Here is a 23631-nt window from a genome sequence, read left to right as displayed (position 1 = left end):
CAAACAAATAATGATATTTAAAGCAGGGAAACCTGCTTTTTTTGTTTTTAAATAATACTTTTCAGGAATTCTTAAGTCGAACTATGCCGAATAGAGAAACCAATTTGCCAAAACTGTTTCCCGGTCATGGAAATATTTCTTTTCTAGAGATCATTCTGGCCTAATTTTCGTTGGATACATTATTATTGACAAAACAAAATTATGAATAAAGCATCATTCTTATGGATCGCCCTTTTGTTTGTGCTGTTGGGCACTGGTATTCAAGCTTCAGCCGGAAAAGCCGAAGTTATTGCTGACACAACGAAGCTGATAGTGCCAAATGCTGAACACGGCAAAGAGGCACTCCTGATCACTCGTCTACTTCTTCAGAATCATTACAGAAAAACACCTCTGAATGACTCTCTCTCTAATGTGATATTTAACAACTATATCACTAACCTGGACAACAACCGGATGTACTTCGTTGTGTCCGATATTGAATATTTCAAGCGCTACAAGGACTATTTTGACAACTACCTGCTTACCGGAAATATCGATGTGCCATTTCAAATGTTCAGGCTGTATCAGGAAAGAGCCCTGGATCGAATCAGCAAGGTGAATAAGATATTGGAGACCGAGCCTGACTTCAACTCAGATGAGATGTTTACGCCAGACCGGGAAAAGGAGCCATGGGCTAAGTCGTTTGATGAGTTGGACGAACTGTGGAGAAAAACCATCAAGTACCAGGCACTGGGGTTGAAGCTTGAAGGTAAGGAGTGGAAAGATATCAAGACCACCCTGGCAAGCCGCTATGCACGCTATCACAAAATGATTGAACAGTACAATAGCGAAGATGCTTTTCAAATGTTCATGAATTCATTTACAGAGGCCTTTGACCCACATACCAACTATTTTTCGCCGATCACATCCGAGAACTTTCAGATTGACATGGCGCAATCTCTGGAGGGTATTGGCGCAAGACTGACGCAGCAAATGGATAATACGCAGGTGTATGAGGTAATTCCTGGCGGACCGGCTTATAAGAGTAAGCAGATTTACAAAGACGATAAAATTGTGGCAGTGGCCCAGGGCGACAAAGAAGACTTTGTTGATGTCATCGGCTGGCGACTTGATGATGTTGTTCAGCTGATCAGAGGGCCAAAAGGGACAGTTGTTCGCTTAAAGATTGTTCCTCATGATGCACCTGATGGATCTTTGCCCGTTGAGTTGCGCCTAGTAAGGGACAAGGTGAAGCTGGAGGAAGAAACGGCATCTAAGAAGATAGTACCCTATACCGAAGGCGGAACGACTTATAAGCTTGGTGTTATTACTCTGCCGTCTTTTTACTTTGACTGGGAAGGTGCTCAAAAAGGGGAGAAGGATTATAAGAGTGCTACCAGGGATGTAAAAAGACTTCTTGCGGAGTTGGAAGCCGATGGTGTAGACGGCGTGATGATGGACCTGAGGTTCAATGGTGGTGGTTCGCTCCAGGAGGCCATTAATTTGTCTGGTCTTTTTATCTCTAAGGGGCCTGTAGTGCAGGTAAAGAATGCTGACGGATCAATTGACGTAGGAACTGACAAGGACAGCGAGATAGCCTACAACGGGCCGTTGGCAATTTTGGTCAACAGATTTAGTGCGTCGGCCAGCGAAATTTTTGCAGGGGCTATTCAGGACTATAAAAGAGGTATAGTCATTGGTGAAAACTCTTTTGGCAAAGGCACAGTGCAACAGCTTGTTGATCTTGATCAGTTTTTGCCGCAGGAAACTGCCAAACTGGGGCAGGTAAAACTTACGTTGTCCAAATATTATAGAGTCAACGGGAGCAGCACACAACACCTGGGAGTGAAGCCTGACATCGAATTCCCGTCTGCATATGATGCGGATAGTTTTGGAGAAAGCTCGCAGCCAAGTGCATTGCCCTGGGATCAAATCAGAAGCTCCAGTTTTACTCCGGTAAATAAAATTGACAGCAAACTTATAGAGCAGCTAACACGCATTTATTCGCTTGACTTGCAGAACAATGCAGAGTTCAAAGAGCTACAGTATGACATAGAAGAAGCAAAAAAAGCACGCTCAAAAAATGAAATTTCTCTGAACTACACTATAAGAAAGGCTGAAATCGATGATGTGAGAGCAGCCAGAGAGTCTATCAGAGACCTAAGTACTCAGATAAACGACTCAGAGGTGAAAGAAGCTGGCACAGATAGAAAGGAACCAAAGGACGTCTATCTCGATGAAAGCCTTAAATTATTGGCCAACTTGATTAAAATTCGATTGGGTTAAAAAAATGAAATACCTTTGGGCATGCCTGAAGGTTTGGAAGTTACTACATGCAGTGTAAAGTACCCCGGGGTTGAGACAAAAGCACTTTCGAAGCTTAGTTTCAATGTGCCCCGGGGTTCTTTTTTGGTCATCTCTGGCGCCAGTGGATCCGGTAAAACAACATTGCTGCGTTCGATAGCAGGCTTGGTCGATTTAAGCGATGGAAAAATCACTTGGGGTGGCAGTCTTATCCAGGGCCCCATCGACCGCTTAGTTCCTGGCTACAACCATATAAAACTGATTACTCAGGAATTGGAGCTTCAGGAGAAGATGACGGTGCGGGAAAACCTAAGGCATGCACTGAGGGCCTTCAGTGACCCGTACAAATCGCAAAGGGTAGATGAACTCATCAAAATTTGTCGACTAAAAGACCTGGAGGAGCGACGGCCCGATCAACTGTCTGGAGGACAAAGGCAAAGAGTAGTATGGGCGGTTAATCTCGCCGATGAACCCGAGTTGCTGCTACTGGATGAACCGTTCAGCCACCTTGACGTGATGCTTAAGAGCGAGATGACGACCGTTTTGAAGGAGATTCACCGAGAACTTCGCATTACGGTTATTATGGTTACACACGACCCGGCAGAAGCACTTTCCCTGGCGGACAAGATACTTCTTCTGCGGCTTGGCAAAATGGACATGTTGTCCAGCCCAAAAAAGATGTACAACCAGCCAGTCACCGCCTATGGTGCTTCTTTTTTTGGGGAGGTAAACATCTTCACCAGGAAAAATCTGGAATCAATGGGAGTGAAGGCCAGCGAGGTAAATGGCAAGTGGATGGTTCGGCCGGAAGATGTGGCGTTAGAGGCTGACGGAAGAGGGGTGGAAGCCACGGTAACCGACGCCCAATTCCGGGGCTTTTACTACATGATTCATTTGAGAACATCTCAGCATGTAGAGATAAAGGCCATTCTCAACAGGGCTTTGAAGGCAGGTTCCAAATGGCTCGTGAAATGGCCTGTCTCCAAGCTTCATCATCTGAAAAAATAACTATTAATTGCCTTTATTATCAATCTCGGCTGTTTCAGGCTTTTGAAATAAGGTGGCATCCGGAGTTCCTTCCTGAAAGGATACATCTGTTACTAAAGTAGCACCTCGTTTGTCTCCGAGAGAATCGTTTTCCCATTTGTAGGAGGTCCATTTTAAAGGAACCTTTAGGCCATTGACAGTTTGCCATTCTTCGTAAACCATAGCATTGAACTTACTGGCATTGGCAGGATCAAAATAGGTGACTGAGTAATTGATCATACTTAGCAGTTTGTCTGATTTTCTGAACCAAAGTATGTACTGATCATCAGGAGACTCGCCCACATCACTTCCAAAAGTAATGCTGATCCTGCTGTAAGCCACTCCGTCAAATGTGATGTCTGGTAAAGCGTTGTGATTAACCCCAGGGTCGGCAACGACAAAAGGAAGGGAAAAGAAATAGAATACAAGATTGTGGTAAAAAGTGGCTGAGGAGCCTGGATAGGCTGCCAGGTTTGGGCTTACCCAAACATCCTTCCCATCAAAACCCATTGTGAAGGTGCTGTCGGTGGTGATCAGCACTTTTCTACTATTCAGGTCAATCAGATGCTTTTCCGGGATGCTTTTGGAGGCTACGGTATAGCTTAGCGTACCGTATTTTGCCCATTTTTCAAGACCGCCATGGGCCTTAAGGCCTTCCTGAAGTGCGGAAGGTATTTGCTGAATGCGGGTTGTAAATGACTGTTCGCTCGAAGATGGGCTCTTTTTTGAGTCACAGGATGTTACGAGAAGCGATGCCCAAATAACGAGGGCCTGGGTAGTTGCTTTATTCATGGCTAAGAACTTGACGCAAAGCTAAGTTGCAAACTGGATTGAGAAAGTAAACCAGCCGACAATTGTGGATATCCTGTTGGTATGGAGGTGAACAACACTGGTCAGGGTGTTGATAATGTCGTGTATAAGTTGTTGAAAAGTAGGGGCTTGCAAAATTGTTATTGCAAAGGTTTATACGGAAATTCATTTCATCAAGTGAGAGATAGTTTGCTCGGCCAGCAGGGCCCAGGGAAGAAAAAGAAAAGTCGAGAGATCGGCGTACTTTGAATCCTGTCAGGCGTAGTGCCACCTAGGTGACGTTGCGATTGAGGCGGATGAACAATAGCTTGACGTTGTTCACTGGTTAAGGCTGGTGAAGAATGAAGCGGGCAGCGGATGACTAATCCCTGCCCGTTTTGCTTTTTAGACTGCATCAGTTAGCGATCTCCAGACCGCACATTATCATTTTCTCAGGCTTGTGGCAATTCAACCTTGAGAATTGCCATCCGAAATTGCACTTTATTGGTGTTTCGATTGTTTAAGGGTTAAATAATCGAAAACAAATAGTGCTAACTAAAGGTATTGACTTTACCTTTGTATATAATTTCAGAAATTGAATCAGGCTCAAACGATAACGCTCTATCAACCCTTGCTTCACAGGCTTGCCATGAAGATGGTAGGCTCATGGCAAGACGCCGAAGACATTGTGCAGGACACCTTTTTGAAGTGGTTAACACTAGATCACGAAAAAATCAAGAACACAAAAGCTTATTTGATCAAGTCGGTGACCAATAGTTGCATCAATCATCTCAATTCGATCAAACGAAAGAAGAACGAATACCTTGATGCCATTAACCCAATAGAGTTTGTGGAGAAGCTGGATCTTTCTCATATCGATATAGAGCACGAAATTTCCACCGCCTTGGCAATGTTGCATAAAAAGTTGGAACCTGTGGAGAGGGCAGTCTACCTGCTACGGGAGGTGTTCAATATTGAGTACGACGAGCTTCAGCAGATTGTCAATAAAAAGAAAGAGAACTGTCGCCAGTTGTTTTCCAGAGCTAAGGAGAAACTGGCAATAGATACCAGCAAGATAAATTTCGATATGGTAAGCTCAGCTCAGCTTATTGAAAGTTTCAAGAAGGCCTGCTCATTTGGGGAGCCCAAAGAGCTCATTGAGGGTTTGAGACTTGAGATCAGCCAAAAGGCTTAGTTGGCCAGGAAAACGGCTATGTTGCCAATACGAAAAAAAATATTTTATTAATTCTGTCACAAATTAAATTTGACTTTGTCTTAAGGGAATAGATCACAAGCAGGTCAAATCTAAACCGTAAAAAATACTAATAACAAGATGGAAGTTATCATACCCTTTTTTATTGCCCAGTGGTACTTGTCATTGTTCTTTCAAACGTTCTTCCTACATCGTTATGCAGCTCATGGTGCGTTTACGATGAGTAAGTTCACTGAGAAAGTATTCTTTGTACTTACCTGGATATTTCAGGGGTCAAATTACCTGAGCCCTTATGGCTATGGCGTAATGCACAGGATGCACCACGCTTTTGCTGACACAGAAAATGATCCCCACTCTCCAAAGTATGATGAGACCATTTTCAAGATGATGTGGAAAACAAAGACCATTTACTCAGACATTGCCAGTGGAAGAGTGGTGCCGGAGAAGAGATTCACCGAAGGAGTTGCAAAATGGGATGCCTTTGATAAATTCGCTCGTTCATGGTACTCAAGAGTATTTTGGGGTGCGTTGTATGTAGGAGTGTACTATTTGTACGCTGATGCATGGTGGCTGTGGCTGTTTCTGCCATTGCAGTTTATTCTTTCGCCAATTCATGGAGCGATTATCAACTGGTTTGCGCACAAATATGGATACAGAAATTTCGAGGTTGGCGATACTTCCCGAAACTTCTTGCCCGTAGACTTCCTGATGATGGGTGAAAGCTATCACAATAACCACCACAAATATGGCAACCGTGCAAATTTTGGTGGAATTCGTTGGCATGAAATAGATCCAACTTATTATATTATCAAGCTGCTGGATAAAATGGGTGTTATAGAGATCAAGCCCCACAAGGCGGTATCATTAGCTGACGCCAAAAAGGCAGCTGCTTAAGTCATATTCATTATATCTGCAAAAAGAAAGGCCTGCTGCGAAGCGGGCCTTTCTGCTTTTAGCTATTGTGCTTGCCGTTAGGTACTTTCCTAAAGCACCGAGACTCTGACTTTTATCTTCTTTATTTTTTCTCCACTCACTTTCATGGCTGTTTTCACAGCTTTCTCTCTGTTCACAGCAGCATAAGCAGCCTTGTCCGTCACGTCTATCAAGCCAATGTCTCCCTTTTCCAAAAGACCTTTTTTGAAGAGAAGGCCTACAATATCTACTTTATTGATCTTATCCTTTTTACCGGCGGAAAACTCAAGGGTTGACCACGCAGGAGCAGGGGGGGTGAGCAGGGTTTCAGGCAGGGTTACCAGTTGAGGCTTTTTGGCCAGGTATTTTGGTGGCTTCTCCGATTGAAGCAGCAAAAGGTATGAGCTACCAGAGGCATTCATTCTGGCCGTTCTGCCATTTCGGTGGATAAAGGCCTCCTGGGTTTGCGGAAGCTGGTAGTGTATCACATTTTCAATTTCTGCAATGTCAAGCCCTCTGGCTGCCAGGTCGGTGGCGAGCAAAACGTTGACGCTACCGTTGCGAAATTGGGCTAATACTTTTTCACGAGCATCCTGTTCAAGCTTTCCATGGTAAGTCCTGTGTTCCACGCCTTTAATAGACAACAGCTCTCCAATTCTGTCAACAGCCTCCCTGTGATTACAGAAGATCAGGCTTTTCTTGCTGCCCAGGAGGCAAAGGAGTTTAAAGAGAGCGTCAAGCTTGTCGTTGCCCTCAGCCACAACCATTTTTTGATCCAATTTGCTTTCCTTGTTCTCATACCTGGTGGTGAAGTCCAGCGTGTACGGGGCAGACATTTTAAGAAAAGAAGGGATTTTAACAGCCTGTGTGGCAGAGGTAAGAAACCTGGTTTTAAGGTTTGTCAGGTGCTCAAGGATACTTGACATCTCGCCACCGAAACCCATTTCGAGCGACTTGTCAAACTCATCCAGGATAAGGTGCTTAATACTCTTTGTGTCGAAAGCCTCTTTTGTGATCAGGTCGAGTAGCCGCCCCGGGGTGCCGATAGCAATAGCAGGAGGGTTGCTGAGGTTGTTCAGCTCTGTTCTCAGCGAATGACCACCATAGAAGCTATTGACACGGAAGCCGGTACCCATGCCTCTCGCCACTTGCTCTATTTGAATTGCCAACTCTCTGGAGGGTGCAATGATGAGGGCTTGCATCCCTGGTTGGTCTTTGACAAGACGGGGGAGGAGAGAGAGCAGAAACGCCAGGGTTTTTCCGGAGCCTGTAGGTGAAAGCAAGATGAGCTCTTTTTCTTTTCCAGCGGCTTTTATAGTGGCCTGCTGCATTTCGTTGAGCTGTGAAATGCCCAGATTGCGTAAGTATTGATCGATCATTTTGAGAATCTTGAGCACAAAGGTAGTTGATATATTACTTATATGAGGGGTGTGTGGTGCACTGCCTGACAAAAACTTTTCCTGAAAAGGGCATCCCATTTGCTTGGTTTGCGTATCAATAGTGGTTGAAAGTATTTTCTAAGGAGATTTTTTTATGTGTGGAATATGCTCGCTATTTTTATTGAACTTTATCAAGACAAAAATGGATTTTTTTGATAAAATGTTCCTGTTAGCTTAGAGTACATCGCTATTCATTTTAAGCGTTATTTTTTAATATATATATATTTTATGTTGAGGATCATCATCAGTGTGGCACTCTCATCTTTTGTATTCTCAGGAGTGTCTGGGCAAAGTTTTTATTGGGCCAAAGGTGACGCCGAATTTTACGGTCAGTCCAAGGGACATGTCGTAACTACAGACGGTGAGGGCAATACATACGCTCTTGGTAGCTACGAGAGCCAGCTCAAGGTAGGATCGTTTGAATTCTTCGATGACTATTATTATCACTATTTCCTTGCCAAATTCAGTTCAAATGGAGAAGTAGATTGGGTGCGCAGTATCGGTATGGACGACTATTACTACATCCATCCGCAAAAATCGGGTTTGGCGATAGGCCCAGGTGGTGATGTATACATCACGGGACAGATGTTTCACACTCTTTACTTTGACGAGCTTACTCTTAGCAACGAAGATTCAGAATACGAAGATTTCTTTGTTGCAAGGTTTACCCCGGAAGGGAAACTTGTGCATGCGTTTAATCAAGGTGCTCAAAAGGCCGAGATGTACGATATTGCGGTAGATAGTGAGGAAAATATTTATGTTGCCGGATCCTATTCCGGAGCCCTTGACCTCGGAGAAGGTATTTCTCCTCGGGAAGAACTAACCGGCTACGATCACAGAATACTTGTCAAATACGACAAAAATGGTATTCCCATTTGGCAGGTCACAAGTGAGGAGCCGGAGCCGGAAAATGGTAGCAATGGATTTGCAGTTGAAGTTGTAGATGATCACGTGTTTTGGGCATACAATTACACCCTTGGCGTGGAAGGGGAAAGGAGTTATGCGACAAGAATAGAGAAGTATGATTCTGACAAAAACTTATTGGCATACAATGGCGTCATAGGAACCTACCTCGAGGACTACACCACTGGTTATGGGATGGATGTGTATGGCAAAGAAATATACCTGACAGGTGGATTCAGGAACTCGCTTGACCTCCTCAGCGATAATGTAGAACCTATTTGGAGTGCATCTAATGAGTACACGGAGGCATACGCACTTAGGTTCACAGATGAGGGTGCGGGGTCTTTCAACTTTAACTGGATCAACTCAGCCTATGGGGACGCCAATATTTTTGGAAGAGATATTGCGGCCAGCGAAATGGGAGTGTTTTGGACTGGGCAAATGGGAAGTTATGCTACTTTTCAGGAGAGTACTTTATATGGGATTAGCGGTGATCAGAATACATTTATCGGCAGAATTGAGGATGCTGAGGGCACATTTGATATCCAAATCACGCCCGATCAGAATAGCACTGGCTCGTATAACTCTGGGCAAAGTATTTCAATTTCGAGCAACGGTGACCCTGTGATACTTGGCTCATATGATTATTCAGTCGGGTTTGGAGAGCATACGCTTGCCACTACATATGAAGACTTTTATTTGTTAAGTACAATTAGTGATTTCTCCAAGACCAACTTTTTGGTGAGTTGCGACCGTTACAACATCGCCATGGAAAAATCAGCGGTCGACGACCAGGGTAACATGTACAGAGCAGGGACTTTTAGTGGTATCTATTCGGATGGTGAAAACAGGTTGGTGAGTCAAGGAGAAAACGACATTGTTTTCGCAAAATATGATTCATATGGTGCGTTACAATGGATCAAGTCGGCTGGCTCGTCTGGATGGGATGATTTGGAAGAGATTGTTGTAGGCCCAACTGGCGTTTACTTCACCGGAACCTATGATGGGGATGAACTCATGTATTTCGATGGAGAGTACATCAACGATATTGGAGAGATTATAGTCGAGGATAGAGGTTTTGGCCTCTCGGAAGCGGCGGCCGTGGTGAGGTTATCGCAGGGTCGGGACGTATTTGTTGCTGCCTATCAAACTGACGGCTCCAAGCTGTGGGCAATAGATGCCGTGACTGGTACGTCAGACCAATACGTGAAAGACATCGATGTTGACGAGGTAGGGAGTGTGTTGATAACGGGCAATTTCGATTCCTATGGTGCTACCTTCAACGGCAGTCGGTATTCCGGGGAATGGGGAACTGACGATGTTCTCTATGTTGCAAGGTTTTCTGAAAGCGGTGACTTCGTATCGGCATTGGACACCCCCGATGCCTACGGAACTGTAGTGGGGGCCAACGCAGATGGCTCTTTCTTCGTAGGGGGAAGTTATTTTGCCTATACCTACAACTTTTTTAACGCCGATGTAGAGCTTCCCTTTGTTGGAGGACGGAATGACCTTTTTGTCGCCCAATTTTCCAAAGAAAATGAGCTTGACAATTATCTTTTTTTTGGAGCGGCCGACAAGGAACTAGGCGTCGAAGACACCGATTCTAACGAGGAAATAGCTGACCTCATTGCGAATGAGGCAGGTGATTTGTTCCTGACGGGCTACTACCAGGAAACCATGAATTGGGAGGGGAAGGAGTATACCACAACCGGATTATATGGCGGGTCAGACCTTTTCGTCGCCAAAATCAATTTTTCTGAAGGCTCCAACTGGTTTAACAATGGAGGTGGGGAAGGAACTGATATCGGGACAAGCATCACAATTGGCGCCGATGGAAATTTGTTTGCAACTGGTTCTTCCTACTTTTCCGCTACATTTGGTGGGATACAAATAGATGGAATCGATAGTTACGATTACTTAATTCCTGTAGTAGGAGCAAAGGCCGAAGACGGTTCATTTTTCTATGCAAAGGCATTTGGTTATGCCACTGACAATTGCGGTGAGTGCAGTTCTTACGAGGAAGGCGTGTCAATTAATTCCGACAGGGAGGGAAACCTCTACCTTTCTGGTGAGATTGCCGGGCCCGCCAGTTTTCACCCAATTCAGCTTGATTTGCCAGCGTATAATACCGGTTACTTTGCAGGAAAAATGTCTACTGAGGATTGTGTTATAGCTGGCAATATAGCGTTTGACACGTCCGCTGAGGCTTGTTTGGGCAATTCTGTTCTATTTGAAAACAATACAGATTTGATAAATTTCCAGGTAGATAGCTGGCTATGGGATTTCGGGGACGATCAAACATCTGACGAGGAAAACCCAAGCCATACATTTACCTCAAAAGGTGATTTCACAGTTACTCTCACAGTTTTCTTTGGTGGTGCTTGTCAGCAATCGGTCACTGGGATGGTGTCGGTAAAAAGCCCGCAAATAAGTGCTGGTGTTGACCAAAAGATATGTGAAGGAAATACAGTTAGTCTTGCGGGCAGCTTTGGTGGAAGTGTAACTGGAGTAACCTGGACAACCAATGGAGATGGCACCGTCGACAATGCATCCAGCATCACGGCCATTTATACACCTGGGCCAGGCGATATTGCCAATAAAACGATAGTACTGACGCTTTCATCGACCGATGAGCTGTGCTCGGCGTCGACGGATAATATGAATGTGACCATTCAAACAGCTGAAGGATCAAGCGTGTCAGCAGGTGATGACCAGAAGGTATGCGCTGACGCCACGGTACAATTAAACGGAACTTTAGGTGTGGACGTCAGCTCAATTATTTGGACGACCGATGGGGACGGGAAGTTCGACAATGCATCCAGCATCACGGCCATCTATACACCTGGACCTGGGGATATTGCGAACAAAACGATAGTACTGACGCTTTCATCGACCGATGAGCTGTGTTCTGCTTCGGCAGATGATATGAATGTAACCATTCAAACAGTAGAAGGATCGACCTTGTCGGCAGGAGATGATCAAAACGTATGTGAAGGTGCCACTGTACAATTAAGCGGAACTTTGGGTGCGGATGTCAGCTCAATTATTTGGGCAACCGATGGAGATGGCACCTTCGACAACGCATCCAATATCACGGCCAATTATACACCTGGACCTGGCGATATCGCTAATAAAGCCATAGTACTGACGCTTTCATCCACTGATGAGCTGTGTTCTGCTTCGGCAGATGATATGAATGTAACCATTCAAACAGTTGAAGGATCAACCTTGTCGGCAGGAGATGATCAAAACGTATGTGCAGGTGCCACAGTGCAAGTAAGCGGAACTTTGGGTGCGGACATCGGCTCAATTATTTGGACAACTGATGGGGACGGAACGTTCGACAATGCCAGCAGTGCGACGGCTGTGTATACCCCTGGCTCGTCAGACTTATCAAGCAAGACTGTTAACCTGACTATTTCTTCGGCAGGAGCGATTTGCACAAGCGTTTCTGATAAAATGGTTGTGAGCTTTAAGTCGATTTCCGATGTGACTATCTCTGCAGGCGCCACGATTCTCAAAAGCTGTGGCAGCGCTCAAGTTACTTTGAGTGGGTCGGTTGCCGGCGCAGCCGGGGTGGTTTGGTCTACGCAAGGCGACGGCATATTTGGTGATGTCAACGCCGCTTCCACCACTTATACGCCTGGTTCAGCGGATCAGCTTAATGGCACAGTCAAATTGGTGATTTCCACCGTTGGTTTCAGCTGTGGAGAAGTAACTGATGAGGTTACACTTAGTATTTTCGAGCCCATTGAGCCGCAAGCTCAGACGTTGTCAGTTGTGGCAGGAGAGACTGGAGAAGTGAGTGTGCTTAATTCAACTGAGCTGGGTCTTGGCTACTCACTTGAAATCACTCAGCAGCCAACTGACGGTCAAGCGTCTTTGGTATCCGGCTCATTGGCATACACAGGGGCCGAAGCCCAACCGGGCACTTACTTGGTTAAATATGTTATTCATTTGCCTTGCGGAGGCACATCAGCGGAAGGAACTGTGACGATACAGGTTACACCGGGCGGATGCACCGGGGACGGAACCGTAACGGCAGGAAATGATTTTACAACCTGTCCGTCGCAGTTTATTTTGAGCGGGGGAGAGTCAGGGAACATCTCCGACATCCACTGGACGACTGGTGGAACAGGGCAGTTTATCAATGGTGACGCTCTCAATGCTCAATACATACCAAGTGAGTTTGACCAGGAAATAGGGTTTGTTGAGTTGGTCTTGACAGCTAACAATACTTGTGGTATTGTGTCTGATGCGATCACTGTCACTTTGGACATAATCGATATAGAGGAAAAAGTGGAGGTAGAAGCAACTATTGGAGCACCGGCAATTGTCGATCTGGCCCATCTGAATGGACTGTCAGAGGAAAACTATAATTTTGTGCTTACCTCGCAGCCGGAAAAAGGACAGGCCTCACTTAATGGATCGTTACTGACATTCACGGCCGCTTTGGGCACTTTTGGTGTACAATCCCTGACTTATTCCATCACTGGTTCCTGTGGTCTGGCAACCCCCGGCTCCGTCGACTTTGTTATCACGAACCAAGCGCCTGAAGTTTCGGCTATATCATTGGTGACACCTCTGGGGACGGCCGTGGAAGTGGATGTTGCCGATTTTGTGACCGATAATAACGGCAATGTAGATTTGTCGTCCCTGGCACACCCAGGTACTACCAACAATGGGGCTTCCATTGCATTAGTCAGGGCTGGAGTACTTCGCATAGATTACGCTGGCCTCTCTTTTGCTGGATTTGATCACTTCGATTTTACTATTTGCGACTCTGACGGTGCCTGCGCAACAGGTACTGTAGACATCAATGTAACCTCAGTGGGAGCCATCGTTTTCAATGGAGTTTCCCCAAATGGTGACGGCAAGAATGACTTTCTTAAAATTGAATTTGCCGACAGGCATTTAGATAACAGACTTCGGATTTTTAACCGATGGGGTGATGTAATTTTTGAAAAAGAAGGATACGACAACCGAACGGGCGTGTTTGAAGGGAAAAGTAATATCGGAGGCGAGAACGACCTCCCTTCCGGGACATACTACTATCAATTCGAGGTTCCGGCCATCAAGAAAACATTCAAGGGCTCCTTACTCCTCAAAAGATGAAATCACTTGTAGGAAAACTATTGATGGTTTTGTCTGCTGCCCTTATGGCAACGGTGGCATATGCACAGCAAGACCCGCTATACAATCAGTACCTGACCAATCCTATGACAGTTAACCCTGCCTACGCCGGGGTACATAATCGATTGTCGGCTGGCGTTAACTACCGTGCCCAATGGACTAACCTGGATGATGGTCCAAGAACCATGACTGCTTCCGGCTATAGTTCGTTTTTTAAAAATATGATCAGTGGTGGACTGATTGTGTTGCAGGATCAGGTGTCTTTTGTTCGGAACTCTGAAGTTTATGCCGTTGGTGCATATAAGATATCATCACCCACCTACAAGCTTTCTTTTGGGTTACAAGCGGGTGTGTTAAACAGCCGAATCGATTACTCCAAGCTTGTGCTGGATCCTGATAATTCCGATGATCCTGTTTTTGTACCAACCAATGGATCCACCAAAGTCAATTTTGGGACTGGTGCTGTATTTACAGCGGATCGGTTACTCCTTGGGGTTTCTGTTCCCCGACTGTCAAAAAGCTCGCTACCGAGAGACAGTCAGGGAAATACATCATATAAAAGAACGGCCTACCTGATGGGTGCATTCCTGGTTCGAATTGATGAAGAAACCGACCTGAAGCCCTCCGTATTGATTAGAGCGGTGGAGGGTGTACCGTTGTCTTACGATCTCGGCATGACTTGGATAGGGAACCGCACTTTTTCATTTGGTCTTTTTACCCGGAATCTGGATATTTTTGGGGCATTGGCAGGCGTAAAACTTCAAGAGAAAATTCAATTCAACTACACTTTTGAAATCCCCACCAATAAATCTTTGGGTTATCAGTATGGCACTCATGAGATTAGTATCAGGCTCGATTTGAAGGCACTCCCATTTCAGGAAATTGAACCAACTAATTTCTAGTGCTATTTTTTGGTGCCATGAAACAGTTTTGAGCCTTATCTTTGCCACCTATGGCAAAATACCGTACCCTAACAAGGGAAGAACTGACAGCGCTTGAAAAGGAGTTTATTGACTATTTGATCGTCAACGGAATCACCGCAGACGACTGGGAGAAGTTGAAGAAGGAAACTCCCGCCAAGGCCAACAAAATAGTGGATTTGTTCAGCGACGTGGTTTTCGAAGACGTATTGAGAAAAACTGAGTTTCTGGAAATCAGAACAAGGTCTCATGTAATGACCTATCAGTGCCTCCAGGACAAAGTTGTTCTTTGCGGGATGCATGGGGGGGAAGCGGCCGATTTTACCGATCAGGATTTTTTGCAAAAGTCCTTAGCCAGTCCTCCGTCGGATATTGAGCTATTCACCTCCGAAAAGCTCTACAACACAGTACGTGAAGAGGAGCTTTTTCTGATGCTGAGCAGCGGTCACCTCGTCTCCGATGGAAAGCTTTTCAAAACACTGGCCCTGGTCATAGCCGATCAGGCATAGAGTTCTTCTCTCTGCGCTGTAATCTTTTCGTTCTCCACATACTCATCGTAAGTCATCAGTTTATCAAGGCAACCATTTGGCGTTAGCTCTATGATCCGATTGGCAATTGTTTGGGTAAACTGATGGTCATGAGAGGTGAAAAGCACTGTGCCCGGAAAATCTGCCAGGGCGTTGTTGAATGCTTGAATGGATTCCAAATCGAGGTGATTGGTGGGTTCGTCCAGGATCAGCACATTGCCCTGGGCAAGCATCATTTTGCTGATCATACATCGCACCTTTTCGCCACCGGAAAGAACGCTTGCTTTCTTGAAGACTTCTTCGCCAGAGAAAAGCATCTTTCCGAGGAAGCCTCTGATAAACACTTCGTCTTTTTCTCCTTCTGAAAACTGACGCAGCCAATCGATCAGGTTGTCGCTTGTATTAAAGAACTTGTCGTTTTCGTTGGGCAGGTAGGCGGTAGTAATGGTTTGGCCAAATTTGAATTCACCTTTGCTTGGCTTCAGTTCACCCATAAGCACTTTAAAGAAGGCGGAAATGGCCATGCTGTCTTTGCTCAAAACAGCTATTTTATCGCCCTTGTTAACAAAAAGATCCAGCCCGGTAAAAAGGTTTGTGCCGTCGGTGCTGTATCCCAGATTTTTTACTTCTAAAATTTGATCGCCAGCCTGGCGGCTTTGATTGAATATAATGGCTGGGTATCGCCTGGTGGAGGGCTGAATATCATCGATATTGATTTTTTCGAGTAGCTTTCTCCTGCTGGTTGCCTGCTTGGACTTGGAGGCGTTGGCACTAAAGCGGGCAATGAAATCCTGCAACTCTTTCTTTTTCTCTTCAGCCTTCTTATTGGCTGAGCCTCGCTGCTGAAGGGCTAGCTGGCTGGACTCGTACCAGAAGCTATAGTTACCAGTGTATAACTTTACCTGGCTGAAGTCAATGTCAACCACATGAGTACACACGGTGTCCAAAAAGTGCCTATCGTGAGAAACGACAATGACCGTGTTCTTGAATTCCAGCAGGAAGTCTTCCAGCCACGACACCGTGCGGATGTCGAGGTCGTTGGTAGGTTCGTCAAGAATAAGCACATCAGGATTACCGAACAGGGCTTGGGCAAGCAACACCCTTACCTTCAGGTTGCCGGGCAACTCCTTCATCAGCTTGTAGTGGTCAGCTTCTACGATGCCAAGGCCACTGAGCATGGCTGCAGCGTCCGATTCGGCGTTCCAGCCATCCATTTCGGCGAACTCAGCCTCCAGCTCGGAAGCTTTGATGCCATCTTCTTCAGAAAAATCAGGCTTTGCGTAAATGGCGTCTTTTTCCTTTATGATAGTCCATAGCTTTTTGTGCCCCATCATTACCGTTTCAATAACAGGCACCTCATCAAACTCGAAGTGATTCTGATTCAATACGGCCATTCTTTTGCCAGGCTCCATACTTACCTGACCAGCGTTCGCAGCCATCTCGCCTGATAGAATTTTAAGGAAAGTGGATTTACCGGCGCCATTGGCTCCGATCACACCATAACAGTTACCCTGAACGAACTTGATGTTGACCTCATCAAATAATACACGCTTTCCGAACTGGAGAGAGACGTTAGAAACAGAAATCATAAATGGAATTTTTGCAATTGAAGCCGCAAAGGTAGGGAAAGAATGGTATTTAACTAAACACTTGCACTATGATACTTTATTATCACCCTTTCTTCTTTTTTCCTTCGACCTCTACTTTTTTATTGCTACCGGCCAGGTAGGGGTAGTCGCTGAAGATTCGTTCGACAGCATCGGGGATGATGCTGTCTTTCTTTTTGGAATTACGTGTGTAGCGAAGGTCGAGGCTACCCTGCCATACGGTTTTGCCTGTGGTGGCGTCCTTCATCTCCACAATGACAATGCTTTCGGTGTAATTGGTCTGCGATACATTGTAATAGTTTCCATAGTACCACGGGTTATAGTAGTAGGGGCTTCTATTTACATTGGTATCCCGTTGTCGGCTCGAAACGATATCGTAGCTTACCTCCAGGTCAGGAGAGTAGGTGAGGTCATAACCTCTCTTTTTCATCTCGGAATTAATGGCGTCTTCGAAGCTGGCGATGAATTGCTTGCCTTCAGGTGTCAGGTCCTTGTTATCGGCCATTGGCCGCTTTAAAGTGTACTCCTCAAATTTTCCAAAGTTTGTTCTGGGGTTCTCGAAAGACACCACCTTTACCGAGCAACTGAAGTAAATGGCAGATAGTAAAAGAAACAGACTGATCTTTTGCATCATTTTGATTGTATCGTCAGCGTTAATATACAAGGACTTTACCGGGCATTGCAAATGAATAATGAAATGATGACACGTGTTGACCAAAACGAGTTGTAACCCATCGTGTAATGCTCTCCTTACTATGTACAAAACCAGTATGGATAAAGATAAAAAATCCGTAAGATTGGGCTATGAAAAATAACATTACAGCGATTTCCATCCTTTCGGTATTTGTCTTATTGCTTTCGTGCGGACCAGTTACGAAGGATACTTCTGAAAACAAGGCAGCTGAAAGCGATACACAAAAGCAAATGATTGTGTATGGAGTTAATACATGTGATCATTGTATTAATTTCCGAAAGAAGATGGATTCACTCAACATAAAGTATACTTTTTATGATGTGGATGCGGACCAGGATAAGGCAGATGAGATGCTGAGAAAGCTTGAAGCAGCCAGATTCATGGGAAATATCTCATTGCCGGTAGTCGACATTGAAGGCAGGGTACTAGTTAGCCCCGAGCTGCCACAGGTACTGGCGTTCGTGAAGCGATAGAGGAAGGACTACTCAATCAATGTGCAAGTGGTGGATGTGATCATTAATATGGTCCATCAGTTTCGTAATATTTTTTACATACTTGTCGAGAGTAGCCTCCAGCAAAATTACCTGACTGTCGTACGAGTTCATGCCGATGTCGTTTCTTAGCTCATCTGAATTCTTCTCAAGAGACCTTTGATCGGAGCATTCCTCCGAGAGTGTTTTTGAAAAGTTGGCAGCTTTGTACTTGGTTTCAAATGCCTCAATTTGATGAATTACTTTCTTGATCTCATGGTTGTTGCTGAACCTGGCCTTTACAGCTAGTCTTTCGTATAAAAGGCTGTCGTAATGGTGGATGCCATTGAGGGTCTCTGCTACATTCCTTCTAAAGGAGTGATCTGCGCAATACTTCTTAAGCCCGTCGTATGTCCTGAGGTCGTAAGAGATCAAAGCCCACTGGTTGGTAAGGTCGTTGAATTTACTGACCAGAAGGGCACTTTCATTTTGGTCACCAGTGGCGTATGTACTTCCAGCCAAAAAGAGGCAAGAAATTGCAAGAGCTAGACGTCTGAGCATAGTATATGTTTAGTTGTGGTAATGGCAATGCCTTTGTAAACAAACTAGTACAGAACATGTGGTAGTGTTGCAGGAATACAACAAATGTAGGGAACGGAATTGGTGACCAAATATTGGCGAGCTGACAATTTTGGAAAATTACGTATTTCCCACATCGGATTCCTGCCCCACCTAATCTGCGTTGAGGTGATGGAAGTGGTCTTCTATGTTTTCCATGATTTTGTTGATCCGGTCAACGTGCTTTTTTAAGAAGACTTCTGTAACTACAATCTGGTTGTCGAAGGAGTGAGCGCCAAAATAGTTTTTTACCTTTTTGTACTCTCTTTCGAGCTGTCTTTGGTTGTGGCACTCACTGTACAACGTCTTCGACAGCGAGAGGGCATTTAGCTTGTGTTCCAAATGGCCGATTTGTCTCAAAGTCTTTTTCAACTCCTTGCTCGGTTCCTCCTTTATCATCGAAGATACACGAATATAAAGGGCGCTATCGTAGGCGTGAATCTCTTTTAATACACTTTTCACTTCATCTTGAAAAGTGGGATCGCCGCAGTATTTTGACAATCCTCTGTAAGTTACAAGCTTATCTGAGACGAAATACCACTTGTGGGTTAGCTCTTTAAAGTCTTTGAAAATCCCGTTTTCACCGTTGTTTGCCCGCAACGGTAGTATGGGAACTGCCGCAGTAATAAGTACAAGCAAATATTTTTTCATCTATGTCTAGTTTTAAAACAGCCCTGGGTTCGCTGGGTGAATTAACTAGAACAGGCTTCGGTTGGAAGGATGCAGGAATATACAAATATACGACAGGCAGGGCGTCAGGTTGACCGAAAAAGGGCCGGATTTCAGAAATTACGTATTTGCCACATGGCGGCTATTCAAGATGCAAATGGTGGATATGCTCCTCAATATGATCCATTAACTTGGTGATGTGTTGGATATACTTATTAAGATCCGCTTCCAGAACAAGCACTTGCCCATCGTAGGAGTTCATGCCGATGTCATTTCTGGTTTCTTTGTAGTCTTTCTCTATTTCTCTGCGGCCCACACATTCATCATGAAGTTTTTTCAAAAAGCTGGGTCCTTTGAACTCAGTTTCAAACTCTTCTATTTGTTTGAGTGTCTTTTTGAGTTCTGAACTCTTGTCGTACCGTGCTTTCTTTGCAAGCGTTTGGTAGAGCAGTGTATCATAATGGTGAATTTCTTCAAGCGTCTTGATTACATTGTCCTGGAAGGGCTTATCAGTGCAGTACTTGTCCAGGCCTTCGTATTTGCCAAGCTCAACGGCTAATAAATCCCACTTTAAAACCAATTCATCAAACTTCTTGACGATGCTCACACTGTCCGTAGATTGTGCCGACAGTCCGGTAATACAGGCAGATGCGAGAATTGATATCAGGGTTAATTGAACAATTCTTAATTTCATACACAAAAATAATTTACACACCTAACGCAATTATTAAGCCAATTGGCATAGTAAATATAAGAAATCTTGGTTGTTTTTGTATTTACATAAGTGCAACGGTGCCGTTCGGGGGTTTAACGGCCTCTGTAACCTATGGGTTTCTGTGGATTTTTTTTAGTTGACTGAGCAGGTCGGTCAGCCCATTGAGCCGAATTTCATACATAGTAGAAAGCATCATACCAAGCCTCCCCTGCGGAAAGCCGGCACTCTTGAACCACTCAAGGTAGTTTTCGGGTAGGTCACATATTAAAACATTCTTGTATTTGCCGAACGGCATTTTTGTCTTAACTATGTCAGTCAGGATGCTGGGATCAGGTGAATTCACGTTAATAGCATTTTTTAAAAAAAAAACTATGTGATGAGGTGGGCTTTCAAAATAGGCAATCAGATGCGAGTTTCTGTCATTTTAGCAATAATAGTTGCCTTGCTTGTGATAAGCAACCTGGTAATGCAAAGAGACATAGACAGCATGGACAGGTCATTCACCTCCATTTATAATGACAGGCTTATGCCAGCGACTGAGTTTTTTTATATCACGGAAACTCTTTATCAAAAGCGGTTGCTCCTTGAAAAGAATGTATTGGCGCCGAGTATTGAGAAAACGGATTTAAGCGACAAGCTCGACACCTATGACAGCAGAATTGATTCACTGGTGACTGAAATTGAAAAAACCTATTTTGTACTGGATGAGGCGAATCTTTTAAGTGAGTTTAAGGAAAGAAGGGAGGCATACGACCAACTCGAGAACAAGGTGATAAACCTGGCGTATGCAAATGATTCAAGGCAGGCACTGGCAATGCTGGAAAACGAAGGAGGGGATCGCTTCAATGCTATGCTAAGTGACCTGCACCAATTAACAGAAATTCAATCGAACAATGGCAGGGAGTTGCTCAACGATTCTCACCATATTAAAGCGAGTGTTCATATGCTCACATTTTTAGAGGTAGGCGTGGCTATTGTGCTCAGCTTGCTTGTTCACGTGATTCTATTAACAACAAGAACAGTGCAAAGAAAGAGCAATCAGCCCTTTCATCTTAATTAAGATCAGAGATTTGATTGACTCTTCAGCAGCCTGCTGGCCCTGTTCAGGTCGTCGGTTGCTTGCAATATCTTTCCTTTCAGTTTCAGAGGATAATTAGGGCGGGCCAAAAGAAAGCTGTTGACGATTGATGCTGCTTCGTCGCTTTGGTAGGCTCCGAAAGTAGCGCTTAGCCATGCAGTCGGGAAAAATATATCACCAGTAGCCTGTATGTCAGAAAGCAACTCAAGGCTCTCCTTCAAGTAGCCGATAGAGACATGCTGCCTTTCCGGATGATGCAGGTAAGATACTGCGGTGCTCACCCACGATTCTTTTTCCCTGTTTTCGGCTAGTTTCAAGCCTTCAAAAAAAGCATTGCGGGTTGCTGTGTCGCTTGATAGTGCGGGAAGAAGAAATTCCCAGCGTTTTTTCCGATCACCATTTTTAATTCTCGCTAGCTGTTGCTGTTGAATTTCGACAGATTTTGGGTGACTCAGCAGGCTTAGCGTGGCTGCCAGGCCAGTGTAGTCGTCCTCAGATAGTCTAACATCCTTTGGTGGCGTTTCCGACTTCCAAATGCCATACAGCTTTTCCAATGCTTTTTCTGAGGTGGCAATCTCCTGGAATGCTCCGAATAGCATCTTTTTGATGCTGGCTGAGGGGGCTTGTTCCATAGCTGCCCAAACATCGCTTTCCAATGATTGGCTGAGCAGCTTCCTGTTTGATGGGGTAATAAACTGCCAATAGGTCGCAATTAGCTGACTGGTAAGTTGTCGAACCGAAAGCTCCTCTGTTTCCTGAGAGAGCAGAGCAGTATTCAGTGCTAGCAGCTCGGTGGGTGTAATGCCGTCGCCATTGAGCATGTTTTCGTAATTGTTGATATAGGCTGATGCTCTCGCAACCGGATCGTTCCATGTGCCTATGTAAGGAAGCATGGTGGAGTCGATTGGGAACACACCGTACCCTTCGCCAGAGGTGTTGAAAACGATATAATTTGGCTTAGGCCTGCCTGTAGCCTGGCTGACGTCCGCTACCGAACGATAGCAAAGCGCAGGCACCTGAATGAGGCTGTCCCCATGGCTCAGGCCAACTTTGAAGTATTGCGACCAAACTTTATCACCGGAGGATGTGGTAGTCGTTTTTTCTTCCTTTTGAGAGATGGTCAAGGCCGTTATCAAGCCCTCATCGTTCTTCATATCATAACTAAAAACGGGTCTGAATGGCTCTTCTACCCACACTTTATTCCATGCCAGCAGATCTTCATCGGTTAGTTGATCCAGTATATTAATCAAGTCAGTCCAGGTTGCATTTGAAAACGCAAACTCGGACAGGTACTGCTGCAGACCTTGTTGGAAGTCCTGTTTTCCCATCAGCATTTCCAGCTGTTTCATCACAATGGGTGCTTTATGATAGATGATGGCTCCGTACATGCTGCCAGCGTCCTTCAGATTATCAAGCTGCTGGCGTACCGGGTTAGCACCAGGCGTACGGTCAACTGCATAGGCTGCGGGGTAGTGAGCCAGCAGAAATTTGAGGTCGCTGCCTGTGTCTGGGAAGGTTACCTCTGATACCTTGTCGGCCATGAAGTTGGCAAACACCTCTTTCATCCACACATCGTTGAACCAGTCCATGGTGACCAGGTCACCAAACCACATATGAGCCGTTTCGTGCGCAATGAGATTGGCTCTGCCAATCTTGCGGCTCTGCGTAGCGGTTTTATCAAGAAAAAGAGAGGAAGCACGGTACTGAATGGCTCCTACATGCTCCATGCCACCATACTGAAAGTCGGGAATGGCAACGAAGTCGAACTTTTTGAATGGGTAGGGGATGGCCGTATACTCTTCGAGAAAATCGAGGGCTTTGTCGTGCAGGTAAAATATTGTGTCAATGCTTTCGGAGATCTTTTCCTCGTCGGTTTCACGGTGAAAGAGGCTCATGGTGCGGCCATCGACGGTTCGGGTTACCTTTTGAAATTTACCTGCCGCAAAAGCAAACAAATAGGTGCTGATGGTATCAGAAGGCATGAAGTTAAATGTCTTTCGCTCTCCGGAAATCACCGAATCGGCCAGGGGGCCGTTGGAAAGTGCCTGCCAGTGGCCAAGCATGGTGAGACTCAGTTGATAAGAAGCCTTCAGGTTGGGTTGATCGAAACAGGGGAAGACCGTGCGGGCTCTGTCAGGCACTAACAGTGTATAAAGATATTCGTCGTTGCGGTTAAGAGACAGGTTGCCTGCAACGAAAGTGATTTTGATGCTATTGGAGCCTGTCCTCAATGCGCTTTTCGGAACGATGATATGCTCCTCCCGGTGGTCTACAGCAATAGTCGTGCTGTTAACAACTACTTCTAAAACATGATCGGAATCCTCTTTGAAGTCTATCTGGAGATCAGCGTCGTTCTTGCTTAATTTGAAAGTGATCACCTCCGAGGCGGGGATGTCTTCTGATTTGTCGTCCGGGATGTCGAATGATAGCTGGTAGGCAAGTGCGCTGATGACCGTTTTTCGATAGTTGGCCAGCTCGAGCGATACGCCGGTTTCGACAACTGGCGGTGTGTCAGTGGTGCTGGCACATCCGTACCAAAGTAAGGAGGAAATGAACAGCACTGCTGGAGCGAGACTTCGCTTGGTCATGGTTGAGTCTTTTAAGTAAGTAATATTACTAAAAGCCCGCAGAGAGG

18 protein-coding genes are annotated in these 23631 nt (G+C 45.2%); 9 read left to right on the top strand and 9 right to left on the bottom strand.

Going from position 1 to position 23631, the window contains the following annotated elements:
• The first annotated feature begins 201 nt into the window (after positions 1-201).
• Together RIF36_RS14330 and RIF36_RS14325 are read left to right on the top strand one after the other, a co-directional pair.
• A complete protein-coding gene (locus tag RIF36_RS14330; RefSeq protein WP_350122323.1) occupies positions 202-2265 on the top strand; it encodes a carboxy terminal-processing peptidase in 2064 nt (687 codons plus the stop codon).
• 21 nt (positions 2266-2286) lie between these two features.
• Positions 2287-3291 (top strand): ABC transporter ATP-binding protein, encoded by a 1005-nt coding sequence (locus tag RIF36_RS14325; protein WP_350122321.1) that lies wholly within the window; start codon positions 2287-2289, stop codon positions 3289-3291.
• A 3-nt stretch (positions 3292-3294) separates the two neighbouring features.
• Here RIF36_RS14325 and RIF36_RS14320 read toward each other — a convergent pair whose 3' ends face one another.
• Positions 3295-4101 carry a hypothetical protein gene (locus RIF36_RS14320; protein ID WP_350122319.1) on the bottom strand — a complete coding sequence of 269 codons (807 nt, stop codon included), beginning with the start codon at positions 4099-4101 and terminating at the stop codon, positions 3295-3297.
• 592 nt (positions 4102-4693) lie between these two features.
• Here RIF36_RS14320 and RIF36_RS14315 point away from each other — a divergent pair.
• Entirely contained in the window at positions 4694-5293 is a 600-nt protein-coding gene (locus tag RIF36_RS14315; protein ID WP_350122317.1) for a sigma-70 family RNA polymerase sigma factor, read from the top strand.
• A gap of 138 nt (positions 5294-5431) precedes the next feature.
• A complete protein-coding gene (locus RIF36_RS14310; RefSeq protein ID WP_317492035.1) occupies positions 5432-6205 on the top strand; it encodes an acyl-CoA desaturase in 774 nt (257 codons plus the stop codon).
• A gap of 89 nt (positions 6206-6294) precedes the next feature.
• On the opposite strand, the gene RIF36_RS14305 is transcribed toward RIF36_RS14310, so the two are convergent.
• Positions 6295-7701, bottom strand: coding sequence for a DEAD/DEAH box helicase (locus RIF36_RS14305; protein WP_350122315.1), 1407 nt, complete (start codon positions 7699-7701; stop codon positions 6295-6297).
• Positions 7702-7890: 189 nt separating this feature from the next.
• Here RIF36_RS14305 and RIF36_RS14300 point away from each other — a divergent pair, with 189 nt between their 5' ends.
• From RIF36_RS14300 to RIF36_RS14290, 3 genes are read left to right on the top strand one after another with little or no spacing between them, the layout of a single operon-like run.
• Positions 7891-13680 carry a T9SS type B sorting domain-containing protein gene (locus RIF36_RS14300; RefSeq protein ID WP_350122313.1) on the top strand — a complete coding sequence of 1930 codons (5790 nt, stop codon included), beginning with the start codon at positions 7891-7893 and terminating at the stop codon, positions 13678-13680.
• On the top strand, positions 13677-14600 hold the full coding sequence (locus RIF36_RS14295; RefSeq protein WP_350074012.1) for a PorP/SprF family type IX secretion system membrane protein: 924 nt from the start codon (positions 13677-13679) through the stop codon (positions 14598-14600). The genes RIF36_RS14300 and RIF36_RS14295 overlap by 4 nt, the downstream gene beginning before the upstream one ends.
• A gap of 50 nt (positions 14601-14650) precedes the next feature.
• Positions 14651-15127, top strand: a complete 477-nt coding sequence (locus tag RIF36_RS14290) for a DUF6495 family protein (protein WP_350122311.1) — start codon at positions 14651-14653, stop codon at positions 15125-15127.
• Here the strand turns inward: RIF36_RS14290 and RIF36_RS14285 are convergent.
• Together RIF36_RS14285 and RIF36_RS14280 are read right to left on the bottom strand one after the other, a co-directional pair.
• Positions 15118-16734, bottom strand: coding sequence for an ABC-F family ATP-binding cassette domain-containing protein (locus RIF36_RS14285; protein WP_350122309.1), 1617 nt, complete (start codon positions 16732-16734; stop codon positions 15118-15120). The two genes, RIF36_RS14290 and RIF36_RS14285, sit on opposite strands and share 10 nt — an antisense overlap.
• Before the next feature lie 82 nt (positions 16735-16816).
• Complete coding sequence (locus tag RIF36_RS14280) at positions 16817-17386, bottom strand: DUF4136 domain-containing protein (protein ID WP_350122307.1); 570 nt, start codon at positions 17384-17386, stop codon at positions 16817-16819.
• Positions 17387-17556: 170 nt separating this feature from the next.
• Here RIF36_RS14280 and RIF36_RS14275 point away from each other — a divergent pair, with 170 nt between their 5' ends.
• Positions 17557-17919 (top strand): glutaredoxin family protein, encoded by a 363-nt coding sequence (locus RIF36_RS14275; RefSeq protein ID WP_350122305.1) that lies wholly within the window; start codon positions 17557-17559, stop codon positions 17917-17919.
• Between the two features lie 12 nt (positions 17920-17931).
• Here RIF36_RS14275 and RIF36_RS14270 read toward each other — a convergent pair whose 3' ends face one another.
• From RIF36_RS14270 to RIF36_RS14255, 4 genes are all read right to left on the bottom strand, one after another.
• Positions 17932-18477, bottom strand: coding sequence for a hypothetical protein (locus RIF36_RS14270; protein WP_350122303.1), 546 nt, complete (start codon positions 18475-18477; stop codon positions 17932-17934).
• Between the two features lie 171 nt (positions 18478-18648).
• A complete protein-coding gene (locus tag RIF36_RS14265) occupies positions 18649-19185 on the bottom strand; it encodes a hypothetical protein (RefSeq protein WP_350074000.1) in 537 nt (178 codons plus the stop codon).
• 160 nt (positions 19186-19345) lie between these two features.
• Positions 19346-19897 (bottom strand): hypothetical protein, encoded by a 552-nt coding sequence (locus RIF36_RS14260; protein ID WP_350122301.1) that lies wholly within the window; start codon positions 19895-19897, stop codon positions 19346-19348.
• Between the two features lie 130 nt (positions 19898-20027).
• The gene (locus RIF36_RS14255) at positions 20028-20261 is read right to left on the bottom strand and encodes a DUF3820 family protein (RefSeq protein ID WP_416865961.1); all 234 of its coding nucleotides are present in this window, start codon (positions 20259-20261) and stop codon (positions 20028-20030) included.
• A gap of 33 nt (positions 20262-20294) precedes the next feature.
• On the opposite strand from RIF36_RS14255, the gene RIF36_RS14250 reads away from it, so the two are divergent.
• Positions 20295-20978 carry an MCP four helix bundle domain-containing protein gene (locus RIF36_RS14250; protein ID WP_350122299.1) on the top strand — a complete coding sequence of 228 codons (684 nt, stop codon included), beginning with the start codon at positions 20295-20297 and terminating at the stop codon, positions 20976-20978.
• 2 nt (positions 20979-20980) lie between these two features.
• On the opposite strand, the gene RIF36_RS14245 is transcribed toward RIF36_RS14250, so the two are convergent.
• The gene (locus RIF36_RS14245) at positions 20981-23584 is read right to left on the bottom strand and encodes a M1 family metallopeptidase (RefSeq protein ID WP_350122297.1); all 2604 of its coding nucleotides are present in this window, start codon (positions 23582-23584) and stop codon (positions 20981-20983) included.
• Between the last annotated feature and the right edge of the window lie 47 nt (positions 23585-23631).

Source organism: Imperialibacter sp. (assembly GCF_040222815.1).
Classification (GTDB): Bacteria; Bacteroidota; Bacteroidia; order Cytophagales; family Cyclobacteriaceae; genus Imperialibacter.
This window is presented reverse-complemented; position numbering and strand designations above follow the sequence as displayed.

Excerpts from the sequence above, each read along its gene's own strand:
- RIF36_RS14250 (WP_350122299.1), top strand. The coding sequence starts at position 20,295 with ATGAGGTGGGCTTTCAAAATAGGCAATCAGATGCGAGTTTCTGTCATT.
- RIF36_RS14305 (WP_350122315.1), bottom strand. The coding sequence starts at position 7,701 with ATGGGATGCCCTTTTCAGGAAAAGTTTTTGTCAGGCAGTGCACCACAC.
- RIF36_RS14290 (WP_350122311.1), top strand. The coding sequence starts at position 14,651 with ATGGCAAAATACCGTACCCTAACAAGGGAAGAACTGACAGCGCTTGAA.
- RIF36_RS14330 (WP_350122323.1), top strand. The coding sequence starts at position 202 with ATGAATAAAGCATCATTCTTATGGATCGCCCTTTTGTTTGTGCTGTTG.
- RIF36_RS14325 (WP_350122321.1), top strand. The coding sequence starts at position 2,287 with ATGCCTGAAGGTTTGGAAGTTACTACATGCAGTGTAAAGTACCCCGGG.
- RIF36_RS14285 (WP_350122309.1), bottom strand. The coding sequence starts at position 16,734 with ATGATTTCTGTTTCTAACGTCTCTCTCCAGTTCGGAAAGCGTGTATTA.
- RIF36_RS14280 (WP_350122307.1), bottom strand. The coding sequence starts at position 17,386 with ATGATGCAAAAGATCAGTCTGTTTCTTTTACTATCTGCCATTTACTTC.
- RIF36_RS14300 (WP_350122313.1), top strand. The coding sequence starts at position 7,891 with ATGTTGAGGATCATCATCAGTGTGGCACTCTCATCTTTTGTATTCTCA.
- RIF36_RS14320 (WP_350122319.1), bottom strand. The coding sequence starts at position 4,101 with ATGAATAAAGCAACTACCCAGGCCCTCGTTATTTGGGCATCGCTTCTC.
- RIF36_RS14310 (WP_317492035.1), top strand. The coding sequence starts at position 5,432 with ATGGAAGTTATCATACCCTTTTTTATTGCCCAGTGGTACTTGTCATTG.
- RIF36_RS14275 (WP_350122305.1), top strand. The coding sequence starts at position 17,557 with ATGAAAAATAACATTACAGCGATTTCCATCCTTTCGGTATTTGTCTTA.
- RIF36_RS14245 (WP_350122297.1), bottom strand. The coding sequence starts at position 23,584 with ATGACCAAGCGAAGTCTCGCTCCAGCAGTGCTGTTCATTTCCTCCTTA.
- RIF36_RS14265 (WP_350074000.1), bottom strand. The coding sequence starts at position 19,185 with ATGAAAAAATATTTGCTTGTACTTATTACTGCGGCAGTTCCCATACTA.
- RIF36_RS14295 (WP_350074012.1), top strand. The coding sequence starts at position 13,677 with ATGAAATCACTTGTAGGAAAACTATTGATGGTTTTGTCTGCTGCCCTT.
- RIF36_RS14260 (WP_350122301.1), bottom strand. The coding sequence starts at position 19,897 with ATGAAATTAAGAATTGTTCAATTAACCCTGATATCAATTCTCGCATCT.
- RIF36_RS14270 (WP_350122303.1), bottom strand. The coding sequence starts at position 18,477 with ATGCTCAGACGTCTAGCTCTTGCAATTTCTTGCCTCTTTTTGGCTGGA.